Source organism: Dyella silvatica, assembly GCF_026283955.1.
GTDB classification, from domain to species: domain Bacteria; phylum Pseudomonadota; class Gammaproteobacteria; order Xanthomonadales; family Rhodanobacteraceae; genus Dyella_C; species Dyella_C silvatica.
This window is the reverse complement of sequence record NZ_JAPDPE010000041.1, coordinates 24380-38971: the sequence shown is the minus strand read 5'-3', so window position 1 is coordinate 38971 and position 14592 is coordinate 24380. Positions and strand designations below refer to the sequence as shown.

The 14592-nt window shown below is 60.7% G+C and carries 17 protein-coding genes and 1 pseudogene; 8 read left to right on the top strand and 10 right to left on the bottom strand.

Going from position 1 to position 14592, the window contains the following annotated elements:
* The 5 genes from OUZ52_RS10095 to OUZ52_RS10075 form a co-directional block, all read right to left on the bottom strand.
* On the bottom strand, positions 1-371 hold a 371-nt coding region (locus OUZ52_RS10095), incomplete at its 3' end, for a TlpA disulfide reductase family protein (RefSeq protein WP_266158257.1).
* Positions 372-441: 70 nt separating this feature from the next.
* Positions 442-1599: a transporter gene (locus OUZ52_RS10090; protein ID WP_266158256.1), complete on the bottom strand. Its 1158-nt coding sequence runs from the start codon at positions 1597-1599 to the stop codon at positions 442-444.
* 188 nt (positions 1600-1787) lie between these two features.
* Positions 1788-2114 (bottom strand): DUF2946 domain-containing protein, encoded by a 327-nt coding sequence (locus OUZ52_RS10085; RefSeq protein WP_266158255.1) that lies wholly within the window; start codon positions 2112-2114, stop codon positions 1788-1790.
* A gap of 223 nt (positions 2115-2337) precedes the next feature.
* Positions 2338-3123: a glutaminyl-peptide cyclotransferase gene (locus OUZ52_RS10080; protein ID WP_266158254.1), complete on the bottom strand. Its 786-nt coding sequence runs from the start codon at positions 3121-3123 to the stop codon at positions 2338-2340.
* Between the two features lie 378 nt (positions 3124-3501).
* The gene (locus OUZ52_RS10075) at positions 3502-4386 is read right to left on the bottom strand and encodes an EamA family transporter (RefSeq protein WP_266158253.1); all 885 of its coding nucleotides are present in this window, start codon (positions 4384-4386) and stop codon (positions 3502-3504) included.
* A gap of 857 nt (positions 4387-5243) precedes the next feature.
* Here OUZ52_RS10075 and OUZ52_RS10070 point away from each other — a divergent pair.
* From OUZ52_RS10070 to OUZ52_RS10050, 5 genes are all read left to right on the top strand, one after another.
* Positions 5244-5735: a hypothetical protein gene (locus tag OUZ52_RS10070; RefSeq protein ID WP_266158252.1), complete on the top strand. Its 492-nt coding sequence runs from the start codon at positions 5244-5246 to the stop codon at positions 5733-5735.
* A gap of 27 nt (positions 5736-5762) precedes the next feature.
* Positions 5763-6287: a hypothetical protein gene (locus tag OUZ52_RS10065; RefSeq protein ID WP_266158251.1), complete on the top strand. Its 525-nt coding sequence runs from the start codon at positions 5763-5765 to the stop codon at positions 6285-6287.
* 133 nt (positions 6288-6420) lie between these two features.
* Positions 6421-6720 carry a DUF1161 domain-containing protein gene (locus OUZ52_RS10060; RefSeq protein ID WP_266158250.1) on the top strand — a complete coding sequence of 100 codons (300 nt, stop codon included), beginning with the start codon at positions 6421-6423 and terminating at the stop codon, positions 6718-6720.
* A 149-nt stretch (positions 6721-6869) separates the two neighbouring features.
* On the top strand, positions 6870-7214 hold the full coding sequence (locus OUZ52_RS10055) for a hypothetical protein (RefSeq protein WP_266158249.1): 345 nt from the start codon (positions 6870-6872) through the stop codon (positions 7212-7214).
* A 76-nt stretch (positions 7215-7290) separates the two neighbouring features.
* Positions 7291-7785: a hypothetical protein gene (locus OUZ52_RS10050; protein WP_266158248.1), complete on the top strand. Its 495-nt coding sequence runs from the start codon at positions 7291-7293 to the stop codon at positions 7783-7785.
* A gap of 77 nt (positions 7786-7862) precedes the next feature.
* Here the strand turns inward: OUZ52_RS10050 and OUZ52_RS10045 are convergent.
* A pseudogene (locus OUZ52_RS10045) lies at positions 7863-7994 on the bottom strand (IS30 family transposase); the annotation flags it as partial.
* A gap of 121 nt (positions 7995-8115) precedes the next feature.
* Positions 8116-9333 (bottom strand): M23 family metallopeptidase, encoded by a 1218-nt coding sequence (locus OUZ52_RS10040; protein ID WP_266158247.1) that lies wholly within the window; start codon positions 9331-9333, stop codon positions 8116-8118.
* 306 nt (positions 9334-9639) lie between these two features.
* Between OUZ52_RS10040 and OUZ52_RS10035 the strand changes: the two genes are divergently transcribed.
* Positions 9640-10188: an SMI1/KNR4 family protein gene (locus OUZ52_RS10035; protein WP_266158246.1), complete on the top strand. Its 549-nt coding sequence runs from the start codon at positions 9640-9642 to the stop codon at positions 10186-10188.
* 601 nt (positions 10189-10789) lie between these two features.
* Here the strand turns inward: OUZ52_RS10035 and OUZ52_RS10030 are convergent.
* Positions 10790-11422: a Vgb family protein gene (locus OUZ52_RS10030; protein ID WP_266158245.1), complete on the bottom strand. Its 633-nt coding sequence runs from the start codon at positions 11420-11422 to the stop codon at positions 10790-10792.
* A 9-nt stretch (positions 11423-11431) separates the two neighbouring features.
* Positions 11432-12652, bottom strand: a complete 1221-nt coding sequence (locus OUZ52_RS10025) for a helix-turn-helix domain-containing protein (protein ID WP_266158244.1) — start codon at positions 12650-12652, stop codon at positions 11432-11434.
* Between the two features lie 126 nt (positions 12653-12778).
* Here OUZ52_RS10025 and OUZ52_RS10020 point away from each other — a divergent pair, with 126 nt between their 5' ends.
* Positions 12779-13546 carry a DUF899 domain-containing protein gene (locus tag OUZ52_RS10020; RefSeq protein ID WP_266158243.1) on the top strand — a complete coding sequence of 256 codons (768 nt, stop codon included), beginning with the start codon at positions 12779-12781 and terminating at the stop codon, positions 13544-13546.
* Between the two features lie 18 nt (positions 13547-13564).
* Here OUZ52_RS10020 and OUZ52_RS10015 read toward each other — a convergent pair whose 3' ends face one another.
* A complete protein-coding gene (locus OUZ52_RS10015) occupies positions 13565-13759 on the bottom strand; it encodes a hypothetical protein (protein WP_266158242.1) in 195 nt (64 codons plus the stop codon).
* On the opposite strand from OUZ52_RS10015, the gene OUZ52_RS10010 reads away from it, so the two are divergent.
* Positions 13758-14393, top strand: a complete 636-nt coding sequence (locus OUZ52_RS10010; RefSeq protein WP_266158241.1) for a DUF2182 domain-containing protein — start codon at positions 13758-13760, stop codon at positions 14391-14393. The two genes, OUZ52_RS10015 and OUZ52_RS10010, sit on opposite strands and share 2 nt — an antisense overlap.
* Positions 14394-14592: the final 199 nt, after the last annotated feature.

The window sequence follows — 14592 nt, the reverse complement described above, 5'->3', positions numbered from 1 at the left end:
TAGCCGGGCACATGCGGATCGCCCAGCAAGCCCACCGGAAAACTCAAGGTTTTGGCCACCGCCCGCACTTGCTCAAGCTGGTCTGGTGTATCGAGGCTAAAGCCCAGCACCACCAGGCCTTGCTCAGCATGTGCCCGCGCATACCGCGAAAGCAGCGGAAGCTCCTCCTGGCAGGGCTCACACCAGGTAGCCCAGAAGGTCACGATCACCACTTTGCCGCGCAGATCGCGCAGATCGATCAGCTTATTGTCGAGGGTATGCAAGCTGATCGGCGGGGCCATCTGACCGACCACCAAATCGTTGGCCCGCACGGGATGCATCAGCGTCATCAGTATCAGGACAACGCCTAGGTAACGCAGATAATTGCCCATACGGCAGCTCAAGCACGTGATCACAAAAAGTCTCATGGCAGCACGGAATAAAGTGTGGTTGGCTAGAGGCTCACAGCTTCATGCTGATGCCGACGGTGCCGGTCCAGCCGGGAAATAGCTGGTAGCCCTGCAGATGGCTGTAGATCGGCACCTGTACAAAAGCGTACAGCTGCAGGTTCTTGCTCAGACTGCCACTGATGCCCGGGCTCAGGTACGCCACCGTGCCCTCGGTATCGGGCGTATCGGCCAGGGCGCCCTGGTCCGCGCTCTTGTGAAACCAGTTGATCTGTACTTGCGGCACCCAATCGGCATGGGCTTCGTAGCGCAATCCGACACTGACCGACGTGAGATTGCCGGGCCGGTAGTTGGCGCCGGGAGCATCCAGCTTTTCCTTGACCGCGGCTTGAAATTGTCCATTCACAAAGGCATCGAAATTCTCACTCACCGGCTGGTAGTAATACGCGCCCACGATCAAATCGGTGCTGCCCGTGCCGGCTTGCAAGCTGGTGTCGAGCGACTGCCCCAGGCTCGGGCCGCGACTGAACGTGGTGGGGTGACCGACGAAGTTTCCATCGCTGTCTTGGCCGCCGTAATGCCCGGTCGGCAGCTTGATGCCGAACTGGACGCCCAAGTTGTGGGTAGGCAAAAAACCTTGATAACTGCCCAGTATCTTGGCATCGCCGATACCCGCCACATGCACGCTACTGACCTGGTCCGGCGCGGTGGCGGCCGACGTATAGGGTTGCAGCTGCGTGCCGTAAGTAGCGTGGCTGCGCAGTACATAAGGCAGCACCGCCGTTACGCCCCAATCGGCGTTAAAGCGATACGTGGCCGAGGCGTTGATATAGCGATTAATGGTGTCCTTCTCGATCTCGCCACCACCCAGCGCAGGGGCCGATGGCTGGTTGACCACCTGCGCGGGCGAGGCCTTGCCGCTGCCGTGGCGCAACTGATCTTGATCGATAAAGGTGTAATCCAGATTGATGCGCCAACCCGCGGCGGTGGAGTAGCCGGTGGCGGCATCAGTGCTCAGTGTGCAACCGCATGTAGCGCAGGCGTGCGCAGCCTGCGGCAGCAAGCCAAGCGCGAACAAGCCGGCGATCGCGGCCAGCGGCTTGCCCAGCAAGTGCAGCTGGCGCCTGGGTGTCGCTGTTGTCTGGCGTCGAATACCTGGGTTTCGACCCGGGGTCTGCAAGAAAGGCGTGCGCAGGGAATTCATGGCGTGCATGAAGAAATCTCATCGTTAGACGGCAGCCACCGAAGTGGCTTGCACCGGCAGGGTCATCGGCTCATCCCCGTGACCTGCAGCCATTTACCGCGGGCGATACCGCGGCATGGCATGCATCCAGGGATCCTCGTTGGGAAGCAAAGGCAAACGCCCTCAGCGGCTAGGCTGCGGTCGGTTTGCTGGTCCGCTTAGCCGATCAGCGGCGGCCCGCGCGGGTTTGCGCTGAGAATAGGCGACACATAAGCGGCATCCGCCCCGGCAAGCAGGGGCATCGCCGGGGCGGGAGCCACTGGGACGAGATGCAGGACTTTGCCAGTGGCAAGCATCGAACTGTGGTCAAGCAGAACGCAATAACCGCACCGATCCGTGGCATGGGCGGGGCCATCGGGCGCCACCGGATGCTTCATTCCAGCCATGTGGTGCGGACAGGCATCGTCCATGCCGGGCATCGAGCCGGGCATCGGCATGACCCGCGAAACGGCGGGCATCACGACAATAAGCAGCATGGCCAGCATCGCTAGCCACGAGACTATTTGACGAGCAGCCTTGCGTCGAAACACCTAAAATCCCCACCGCGCAGATGCGCAATCAGCGCGTGAAACTAGCACGAATGGCCACGATAAAGGCTCGCCGCGGCAGATCGACGCAACCCGCGCAAGGCCAGGCCGATCCACAAGAAAGCAGCCAGCGAGCCGTTCTCTGCAAAGGCCTCGCCCATGCACGCGCTCACACCCGCGCCTACGAACCCGCGGTAACCCGCGGCACTAACTTGATCTCGAACAACTTCGACCAGTGCTTGCCGGTTACGAACAGACGGTCATGCTCGGCATCGTAGGCAATGCCATTAAGCACGTCGTTGAACGAGTTGGGCAGCTGGCGGTTGTCCATCAAACCGCTGAGATCGATCCAGCCGGTGACATGCCCGCTGGCTGGGTCGATACGCACGATGCGGTTGGTCATCCAGACATTGGCGTAGATTTCGCCCTTGACCCATTCCAGCTCATTGAGATTCACCACCGGTACGTCGTCGGCGGTCACCATGATGCTGCCGGTCGAGGCCAGGGTGTCGGGATCGAGAATGCGCAATACCGATGAGCCATCGCTCATGTAGAGATGCCGGTCATCGCGGGTAAGCGCCCAGCCCTCCCCCGGATAAGTAAACGTGCGTTGCTGCTTGAAACTGGCAAAGTCGTAGACAAAGCCGATCTCGCTTCGCCAGGTCAGCTGCACCAGCTTGTTCTTCCATTCCACAATGCCTTCGCCAAAATATTGCGCTGGCACATCGTGACGCTGCAAGACTTTGCCGGTTTTCAGCTCGACCTTGCGCACGCTCGACTTGCCCGGCTCGCCGGTGCTCTCGTAGAGGTAGCCGTCCTTGTAAAACAAACCCTCGGTGAAGGCGCCGGTGTCGTGCGGGTAGACCTGCACGATCTTGTAGCTATAAACCGGAACCGCGGCTTGCGCGGCGACGCCCAGGAACAAGGCAGCGACCAGCAGAAAAATCTGGGCAGAAAATCGAATCATGAGTGGTGTGATAGCTCGTCAGTAGTTCGCCCACAGATGCTGCCACGACTCCAGGGGAAATGTCCGCTTTCCGCGCAAAATCGATACGTTTGCGCGGGGCTACCATGAAGGCCATCGCCGAGCGGGCGATGTTTCATGCGGCGCAAAAAATAGCGCTGCCGAGACGATCAGCCGCCTGGCGAAAGGCGCCTGCAACACCCGCCATCACGACACCCCAAGCAGCTCCAGCAAGCTGCCTGCGAGGTCGATCACCAGCGCAGCGGAATGGCCCGGTCGTACGGCCATCGATTTTCTCGGCGACTCAAGCCATCGGCAACAGGCGGGCGGCCCCGACCAGGCGCTATATCAAGCCCGCATGCATCGCGCCGAGGCTGACGCTTAATTCGCCAAAGGCTCGGTCAGCACAGGCTGACGCACGCTCAACGCGGTGCCAGCCGCCGCCACGATGATGGCCACGATGGCCAGCCATTGCAGCAGGCTTAGCTGCTCGCCCAACAAGGTCGCGCCGACCACCGCCGCGATCGCCGGCTCCAGGCTCAACAAGGTGCCGAAGGTTCGCGCCGGCAGCCGCGTCAGCGCGACCATCTCCAGCGAATACGGCAGTGCTGAGCTGAGCACGGCGATACCTAGTGCATAAGGCAGCAGCGCCGGCGACAGCAACGCGCTGCCGGCATGCGCGACACCGAACGGAATCGCCAGCAAGGCGCCGATCGAAGTACCCAGGGTCACCGCGTCCGCGCCATAAGCCGCCCCGGCTTTCTTTCCCAGCACGATGTACAACGCCCAGCCCACACCGGCGGCCAGCGCATACATCACCCCCAGCGGATCGAGCGACTGCATCTGCGCACCCAGCGGCAGCAACAAGGCCAGCCCGGCGATCACCAGCGCGATCCAGACGAAGTCGAGCAACCGGCGCGAACCCAAGAGCGCAAGCGCCAACGGCCCGGTGAACTCCAACGCGACCGCGATGCCGAGGGGGATCGTGCTCAGCGACATATAAAAGACCAGATTCATCGCCCCCATCGACAGGCCATAACCCCACAGCACACGCCAATCGCGCTGGCCGCCTGAGCGGCGCCACGGCCGTCGCCACAACAGCAGCATCAGTGCGCTAAGACCCAGCCGATAAGCGGTAGCGCCCTGCGCCCCCACCTGCGGAAACAAATGTTTAGCCAGCGATGCACCACATTGGTAGGAGACCATGCTGATCAACAGCACGCCGATCGCCAGCGCGACCGGAGCAACGGCGGAACGGGATGACATGAGCACAGCCACAGCGGGGGGAGAGTTCGCCCATGATGCCCACAGACCCGGCGAAAACCCACCCGGCAAACCGCCTCACGGCCAGCATTGCTGACACGTGCTGGCAGCAATCATCGGCGTGCTGACGCGGGGCGGTTACCCCCGCCACCCTGGTATCGGATTCACGACATCGATGCAGACGAGATACGGCGACGCCAAGGCTTCGTCCGATGCAGAAATACCGCGTACGTGTTCCAGGCGAATAGCCGTGCAAACTGGCCCATGATGCGTCCGACTTCGCCGCGATGGTAACGGCTATGGATGACGACGTGGATCAGCATGTCTTCTCGCGACAGGTAGCCGTCATCCCCGGGGCAGTTCAATGATGGCTCGAAGATGTCTGCGAAAGGCGGATCGCTCCAAAATTGTGCGAGTTCAGTCGCATTGCCTGCGCCGTGCCTGCGCTAGATTCCGGCCGCGTTGGCATCCTTTGACTCGTTGATGAGCCGGACCGTGCCGACGCGGACCTGAGGCTTGTGGCGTGACATGAGCTTGCAGGCATTCGACCATCGTTGGAGGTGCACCATGATTAATACCGATGATCTGAAACACTTGTTCGGGCTGCTTATCCATTGGCTATCGCCGTAAGCCTCTAGAGGCGCTCTTGCGCGCCCCTTCGGGGGCGTGCTTTCTTCGTGCGTCGTATCAGTCCCACGCTGCCCGGGTGTTTCCGTTCGCGCGAAGCGCGGCCTGTTGATCACTCGGGTGCAGCGGTAATATCCCTCCCCCACCCTGTGGCGCTCGACGGAATACCCCATCGTCGCGCGACGCCTATCCTGACTTATCAGGCGTGCCTGCAGGGCCTGCTCCCGCACCCCATGGCAGACACGTTGATCTGCGTCGCTGTGAAACCAAAATATCAGCGACTCTCAAGAAAAATACATTGGGGAATGCTACGTGTGGGCAAATTTTGGGCGATGCCAAAACTGCTTAGGTTCATGACTGCCCATGCCCTGGCTTGCACGATCTTCGTCATCGTGTCCGTCGTACCGAACGACTCCTTCGCCATAGAAGGCCATCCCGTTTCCCAAGCGGAATGGTGGAGCAGTGGTGCTGGACCATTTGCGTCACTTCTCGGGCTACTGGGCCTAGTGTCCGGTGCGGCGCTTCTTATGAAGTCGAAGCGAGCGCGGCTGCTTTACCTTGGCTTTCTAACCGTTGCCCTTGTTGCGCCCTATCCGTTTCTCGGAAATCCATTGCTCAGCCTGGCCGGAGCACTCATGGTCGCTGCGACGGCATGGTATTTGTTCAAAGTTAGCGCGACTGCCTTGTACTTCGAGCGAGAACCGATCAAATCTTTGATCCATTGAAGTGTTCGTTTTCAACCTGGAACCGCCATGGCCGGCCTCCAGCAGTTAACATTACTCGGTGCACTTTTCTGTGCCGATAAGGGGAAAAATGTGAAGAAGTTCTTTCAGATCCTTGGTGGGATCTTTCTGCTGCTGATCCTGATCATCGCCGTGATGGTGGGTATCGTCGCCTATCAAGGCAATCGCCTCGACGCGTCCAGCAAGACCTATGTCGAGGCCAACGTGAAACCGGTTGTTGCGACCTGGTCGAAAGACGAGCTTCTGAAGCGCGCCTCACCGCAGCTGAGGGAGATTCTGGGCAAGGATCCGGATCAAGTTGATCGACTGTTCGCAAAGCTCGCCAAGCTCGGCCCTCTGAAAAGTTTGAGCGAGCCAAAGGGTCAGTCGCTGGTGTCGGTCAATACCGGTAGTGGCAAGGTGGTCAGCGCGTCCTACACGGAAACCGGGGAATTCGAAAACGGGCATGCTGACTTCAATATTCGGCTGGTTCAAATTGAAGGCCAGTGGCGCTTCTTCGGGTTCTACGTGAACTCGCCGATCATGCTTCAGTAGCCTAGGCGGTAGAGCCTGGAAAGGTCTCCGCTTTCGACCCGAAGCAGACATGGACCTAAGGGGCGTAGGTAATCAACTCGGCCCAGCATGCCTCGTCATTTGTGTTCCTGTGTTTGACCAACAAGGAGTAACTATGAAAGCTCGCATGTCTGTCGCCGCCTTGGTATTGATGGCGTTGCCGGTATTCGCCCATGCCTCTTGCGATGCGGTAAAGGCCGGTATTGATGCAAAGATCAAGGCGAACGGCGTGAGCCATCACAGCCTGGACGTGATGGCGGCCGAGCAGGCAGATAAGAGTGAAGGCAAGGTGGTCGGACAGTGCGAAGGCAATAAAGCCATTGTGTACTCCCAAGGGCGGTCCAAGGTAAGCAATGACAGCTCAAGCAGCGCACCGCATCGACCCGTAGGCTGGTCCGGCCAAACCGGAGGCTGAACTTCGCGCTAAAGGGGAACGACGGTGATCAAGTTGCTTCAACGACCTCCGCCTTCGTCATCTTGTCTTGGCACGGTGCTTTACCGTCCGTAGTGCCCGCTTCCGATTCGAAGCAGACATTCCATAAATCAGAAATGGGCTTCTAATTCATGACCAATATGCTTTGGGCGTGCCCGCTAAAGGTCGAGCGCGGGTCAAATCAAGACATGCCAGAGGGCTGGCTTGGTGCCTGTGTCGTCTTCTATGTTGGGGCGGCGTCGCATGAAGCTGCGTTGGATAAGGCCGCGAAGCTGCTTCGGCATATGGGTCTGATTTTTGTGGATCTTCTTGACGGCAAGGTGATCCAGCTAGATCCCATGCAATGGTGGGACGGCTACGTCCTTGCTAACTATCCGGAGTACGTAAAGTACTTTCCCTCCCAAGATGAAGTATTGCGGATCATGACAGACGGTCTTGTGTTCCATGGTCCGTTTGCGGGCTGGGATCGAGAGTAGATTAGAAGGCCCGCTTTCGACCCGAAGCGGACACTTTGCCAAGCCCCGAAGAAACCGAGAGAAATTGAGGCGCTATGTGATCAAGACCTTCCATCCATCACATTCTTCGCGATTTCTGTCGCTCTTATTGCTACTCCCCGCGACATGTCTGCTTATCTGGGTGGCGAGAAAGCTCGCCATTCAGGGGATGTATCCAGTGAGTGCTGTCGTTGTTGCTACGGGCACGTTGCTGGCGGCATTCCTAGTGTTTCAGCTGACTTTGCGCGTCGAAATGGATGAGCACTCGATAACGCGGTCCTGGCTGTTCGGCGCCAGAACTGTCCCGGTTGGTGAAATTAGTTGGCTGTCGTGTGGGGAAGTAAAGGGGGAGCTTATGCTGGGCATTCGTTACGGCAAGAAGCGCTACATGCAGCTCTCCAGCAATACCCTGACAAAAGAAGATCTACGCGGGATACACAAGGACGTGCTCAGGGAAATTCTCGCGGCGCGTGGGCTTGAGGGTGAGCCGCTGTGGCCCTTGTACATGCCCTATGTCGACTTCGACGAAATGCTCAAAAGGAAGCACTCATAATTCTTGTGTCAATTGATGCTCGCTTTCGACCCGAAGCAGACATGCCAAAATCAATCCAAACCCGTGGCTAGCATGGATATCCTGCGCGCCGACGAGTGGTGTCGATCAAACAGCTTGGCGATCTCGTGCAACGACTCGCCAAGCTGCCAGCAGCCCCACATCACCGCCTTCTGGGTCTCCGTGTAATGGATCCGCGGTCGTTGGGTCATTGCCACACACCTCCTGCTGCCGCAGTCTAGGGATGTTGCAACGACCGGTTGAATCCGCAACCCAAAGCGGACACGGCAGCAAGGGACCCGCAGGCAATGTCCCCAGATCGGCTATCGATAGCTACTTCGCTTGGGGCTGTCCGAAGTCCACAAGCATCCCCCGAACAGGTAGCTCTCCGCTTCGCTCATCCCAGCCGCGCTCCGTCTTTACCTTGTAGTGGTCGATGACATAAGGCATGCCCTCCGAATCGAGGATGTCGGCGCCGGTTTCCAATTGGAAATGCAGATGCGGTTCCCGAGCGTCGCCGGAGTTGCCGATGTTTGCGAGCCACTGCCCGCGCTTCACATGATCACCCTTCTTGACGCGAAGGCTCCCCGCCTTGAGATGGGCGTAGTAGGCAAACTGTCCATGGCCAAGCTCAAGAATGACGGAGTTCCCTGCCACCGTTTCCATGGTGATGGGCACCGCCGTATTGAATCCCGCGGGCGTGCGCGGAATATTGTCCGGCAGGCCATCCTTGACACCGACGACGACAGCATCGGCAACGGCCAGTACATCACGGCCATAGGCATAGTAGGCATGGACGTCACGGGGATCGCCGGAAAACGATGAGCCATTCTTGAGCTGCTTCCAGTCAATCGCGTAACGCCTCGAAATCTGCGCGGCGCCGTTGGCAACAAATAGGCCAAGGCGGTGATGGGATTCATTGCTGGGGCCATCTGCAGCGGTCCAGTCCATACCAGCCACCGGTGCCGACAGCACCGGCAATGGGCCTGGCGCAACGTGAATGTCCGGGCCGTTGGCGATGGCATTTGACAGGAAAACACGATGGCTGATTCGGGTTGGCAGTGGGGTGTTCCCATCGAATGCCATGCATAGGAACGCAACGACGGCCCGTCCTTCGTCAAGACGGTATCCGTACGACGTATCCTTGGGCCGGGGCGTTGCGCCCACCGGCTGCAGCACGGAGCGCAGCTCAAGCGGCTGGATGCTGATGACTCGTTCGTTGGACGCCGAACCCGCATTGATGACGTCGATACCCATGATATCCATCGACGCTTCGGAGAGGTTCTGAATGTGCAGCTCATAGATCAGGTACTGCCGCCCTCCGCTGGGGAAGTAGGTCGGCGCGTAGGGTGTGAGTATCTGAAGCTGTGGCGGCGGAAAGGCAGGAGCGGCTTCGGTCGGTGGTGGATTCGTTCCCTTGCCGAGTCCGGCCGCGATACAACCATCAGCGGGTTCACCAATAGGGGTGACCGCATAGCTATCCATTGTCACGAAGCTTAAGGCAATCGACATGACGAGCAGCGCGGCGCGGTTGCGAATCCACAATGGCATTTGCACTTCCTTATGATGGGCGGCGCAGGCAGGGTACGCCTCGGGAAAATCAGTGACCCGACCTTCAGGCTGAACTGACGAGCCAAGCATCGAGCGCTGATCGATCTTGACGATACTAGTGATCCCTCCGGATCAGACATAGGTCTCTTGGCACCCACTCAGGGAAGATCGATGCCGAGTCACTACGCGTTGTAAGCTGGGAAAGTCCGCTTCCGACCCATAGCGGACGTTGCGCAGACGTCCAGTATTCTGCAAATCGGTGCGACTGCAACTCCACCTATCAATCGTTCGGTCCAGGGCTAACCTATGGAAACTCTCGAAACACTGCGCCATTTGTTCGATGAGGTTTTAGCAGTCAATTCGGAGCCAGAAGCTCTGCCGGGCCTGTCGCGCCAGGCAATTGAACAGGTGTTTGCCGATCTCAAGCTGACGCCGCCGGAGATTCTTGTTTGCCTGTACGAGTGGCACAACGGCATTGAGTATCTCGACGCATTCATGTCGTTCCTGCCGCTTGAACGAGCCGTATCCATCTATCGCGGCTATCAGGCACTGACCGACCGCATTGGCCGCTGGGGCTGGAAATCGAGTCAATTTCCCATACTCGACGAGAATGGCGACATTCAATTGTGTATCGACTGTTCGTCGGGGGAGCTCGTGTCGGTCTGCCTTGAAAACGACGACAAAACCAGGCAGGTAGCCGCACACTACGAGCCATACGTTGAGGCAATGGCGGAGCTGTTTCGCCAGAAGGCCTATGTCTTTGACGAAGCCGGGGGCTGCATCCATGCCGACGCCATCGCATGGCGTGGCATCGCTCAAGCCTATGGCATCAAGAAGTCATGGTTGGCAACCTAGGCCCGACTAATTGCTTGAGACCATGGCCCTCTTCCAGGCATTAATCGATACGTCTCGTGTAAGAGCCTCTTTAACGGCGCTCCGTGCGCGGTCTCTCGAATGTCCGCTTTCGACTGCGACTTCAGTCGGTCAACGCAAAGCGGGCCGCTTCGAATTTGAATGGATGAGGATTGGCAATCACCCCGATGCCTGGTTCGCGTGCACTAAAAAGCATTGCCAATGCTCTCGTCGAGACTTTCGTGAATCGGAACAGTGACGTCTCGGGCTACTGGGGGTATCGGGTAGAATCAGCGGGGGCTTGAAGGTCGCCCGGGCACGGTCATCGAGCTAGATCTGCTGGATGGGAAGGCAACGCCAGATGGGCCAATTGCCAGAATGCTCGTCGCGCGCTACTCGATGTATCTATCTGAGCCTTTGGCTAGCGACGGCTTTAATCCTTCAGTGGTTACCAACGCCAAAGTCCTGATCGCGTTCGGCACCGCCGGGGCGGCTAGGACTGCGGACTTCGACCCTATCTGGAGCGTATTCAACTGCCAAGCAGTTCTGGCAAGCGGATCCGGGAAGATATGTTCAACCATGCGCGGATGGATTACCCAACACCTCACCGGGGACGACGGACGACGCGTACCTTGCCGCTATGCCCGCCGCCGCAGAAAAACTGCTCGCCGCCGTCGGACTCCAAACCGGACACGCCCATGCCAGAGGGCATCGCCAGCTTCTCGATGACCGCTCCGGTTTGCGGGTCAATATGCCTCAACTCGCTTTCGTCGCCTTCCCACGTGGCGTGCCACAGTTCGCCATCGACCCAGGTGACCCCAGTGACGAAGCGGTTGGAATCGATGGTGCGAAGAACCGCCCCGGTTTGCGGATCGATTTGATGAATCTTCCGCTCGCGATATTGCCCGACCCACAGCGCCCCTTCGGCCCAGGCCAGACCCGAGTCACCGCCATCGCCGGGGGCCGGGATGGTAGCGAGTACGCGGCCGCTGTTCGGGTCGATCTTCTGGATGCGATTCTCGGCGATCTGAAACAGATGCTGGCCGTCGAAGGCGGTGCCTGCGTGCGCGACGACATCGATCGAGCCCAGGGTGTCTCCGCTGGCCGGATCGAGTGCATTGAGCTTGTTGCCGCCGGCAAACCAGACCCGTTCGCCGTCATAGGTCACGCCACCCACACTGTCGACACCCGGAAAGGGGCCATATTCACGGACGATATGCGCTGTTGATCGCTTCATGGCTGCATCCTAATCATTCGGCAACGGTGTGGGGAGTAACAAGGTCGTCGTGAATCCCGGCATCGGCGGGGTCATCCAGCAGCGCGCCCGGCCACCGCCAAATGACTGCACCTTGCCGGCCGCCGCAAGCGCGTCGAGCGCCCGTTGTACCGTACGCTGGCTTGCCCCGAGTGCCAGCGCCAACGCCGAGCTCGACCACGACTCGCCGTCGGCCAGCAAGGCGAGCACAGCCGTATGCTTTTCGTCGACCGGCCGCGCCAGCACGACCACCTCGCGCGTGCCGTGCGGCACCAAGGCAAACCCCTGCTTCGTCGCGCTCACCTCGGCCAGCGGCCGCAGCATGCTGCGCAACCGCCCCATTTCAACACGCAGCCTTGCACGATGCGATTCATCGGCGAACTTGGCGCGAAAGGCGCGTGCGACCAAGGCGCCGCGCGGCACATCGTCGGGCCACGCTTCGCCCAGCGCACGGGCCAGTACAAACAGCACCGGTCGCTTGGCCAGCGAGATCACGGTGCCGCTGGCGCGCACCACATGACGACATGCGTCCACCACCAGCGCTGGCGACGCCAGCAGCGCTTCAACCTCCTCCAGCAGCAGCGGCCGCTCCTCGCCACCGGCTATCCGGCGTGCCGCGGGGGTATTCAACACCGCGGCAGCCTGTTCGACCTCGGCGGTGAGTGCCGGGATAGCCGCCTGTTGCGCGGCGCGGGCGGCACGAACCAGCGCCGCCCGCGCGATCGTTGTCTGCACGCGACGCATAGCGATGCCCGCAACGACCAGCTCGTGAGCGGCCCTGGATGCGGCTGGAAAAGGGCTCGGGTCGAGTTGCGCAAGCGCCTGCTCGGCCTCGTCCAGGCGGCCGATCAACAGCAGCCGCCGAACCTGTAGATATCGCGCATGCGCAGCGTTCACCCGGTCGCCGTGCTGGTCCAGGGTGATTCGCGCCGCCTCCAGCGCCTTCGTCGGCCAGCGCAGGTCGCGCGAGACCAGAGCGATCTCAGCCTCGGCAACCACGCAACGCGCACGGGCCCGCGATTCTTTAGGGCTGAACGCGCGCGCCGCACTTCGCAAAAGCGCTTTCGCTCGAACAAAATCACCTAGCTGGGCCATCGCGATACCGCGAAGTGCCAGCGCCGCCGCATCGTTACGCAAAGCGATGCGATTCAGCGCACCGAGCGGATCGCCTGCCGCCAGCGCACGCGCCGCTGCCGTGATCAGCGAGTCCATGGGATTCCCGCCACACTTGTCACTCCCACCGTTTGGTCGCCCGGTCGCAGTCTATCCCACGACCACCCGCCCGCACCTCGTGCCAGCAACGGCCCGAACCGCAAGGCATCCCACCGGAGCACCACCATGACGACACATCCCACCGCCACCCGCGAAGCATGGCTGGCAGCACGCATCGAGCTGCTTCAAGCCGAAAAAGAACTGACCCGACACAGCGACGAACTGGCGCAACGGCGGCAGGCGCTGCCATGGGTGCGGATCGATAAAGCGTATCGATTCGAGACCGAGCAAGGCAGCGCTGCGCTGGCCGACCTTTTCGAGGGGCGCTCGCAATTGCTGGTCTACCACTTCATGTTCGGCCCCGACTATCAGGCGGGCTGCCCCTCGTGCTCGTCGATTGCCGACGGCTTCAACGGCTTGGCCGTCCATCTGGCCCATCACGACGTCACGCTTATGGCGGTATCGCGTGCGCCGCTGGCCAAACTGCAGGCGTACAAACAACGGATGGGCTGGACGTTTCCCTGGGCGTCGTCGTTCGGCAGCGACTTCAACGCCGACGCCAACGTCTGGTTCAGCGAGGAACAGCAGCGCCAGGGAGAGGTGGAATACAACTACCGGCGCGAGCCGGCGCTTGCAGACCACGCCGGCCAGGAAGGCAGCGGTGCGGCCCAGCACGCGGCGATGTGCGGCACCGACGTGCCTACCTTCCATCGCGACAGGCCCGGCATGAGCGCGTTCGTGCTCGAAGACGGTGTCGTCTATCACTCGTACTCCACCTATGCGCGTGGGCTGGACGGCCTTTGGGGCATGTACCAGTGGCTGGACCGCGCGCCCAGGGGACGCAACGAAAGCGGCATCTGGTGGCGTCGCCATGACGAGTACGCCAACCGCTGAGCGACCTCGTTGCCGCCGTCACCCCACCCGGTGCCAGGAGATCTCACCGCGCATGGCTTGCAAGCGAATATCCCAACACGGTTTTCTCGCGGCATCGGCACTGCTCTTTGCGAGCAGCGTAACGATGACCATCGTCGGCTGCGCGTCCATGTCGGCCATGGGCGAGATGTCGATGCCCGGCGGCTGGACCCTGTCGATGGCATGGATGCCCATGCCCGGACAAACCTGGCTCGGCAGCGCCGCGGCGTTTCTAGGCATGTGGGTAGTCATGATGGTGGCGATGATGCTGCCGTCGGTGCTGCCCCGGTGGTGGCGCTACCGCCTGGCCATGGCTGCTGCAGGCACGGCACGCCTCGCTCGACTGACCGCGCTGCTCGGCGCGGGTTACTTCTTTGTCTGGGCCGTATGGGGCGTGGCCGTCTTTGCGCTGGGCAGCGCACTGTCGGCCATGGCGATGCAACAGCCGGCGCTGGCCCGTGCGGTGCCGAGCGCCGCCGCTATCGTCATGCTGATCGCCGGCGTGCTTCAGTTCACCGCGTGGAAGGCTCATCAGCTGGCCTGCTGCCGTGAGGCACCCAGCCACGATGATTACCAGTGGCCGGCCGACACCATCGCGGCGTGGCGCGACGGCCTGCGCCACGGCCTTCGTTGCAGCTACTGCTGTGGCGGGCTGACCGTGGTACTGCTGGTCATCGGCGCCATGGATTTGCGCGCCATGGCCATCGTGGCCGCAGCTATCACCGCCGAGCGTCTGGCGCCGGCAGGTGATCGCGTCGCGCGCCTCATTGGCGCTGTCATCGTCGGCGCCGGGTTGGCTCGCCTCGCACTAGCGGCCGGGCTTGCCTAGAACCCAGGCGGGCCTTCGGATGGAGTCGTGCGCCCTCGCTCAGTGTGCGCGCACGCAGCTCGGCCGTGCCGGCCAGCACGAGCGGCGGTCAGCCGCATCTCATGCAGAAAAATGAGATCTTCCGCGCGATTCGCTGCATGCCCACCGATGGCTGACCTTCGTTTGCAACAAAGCCGTAGTGAACTGAGTCATTGACAGC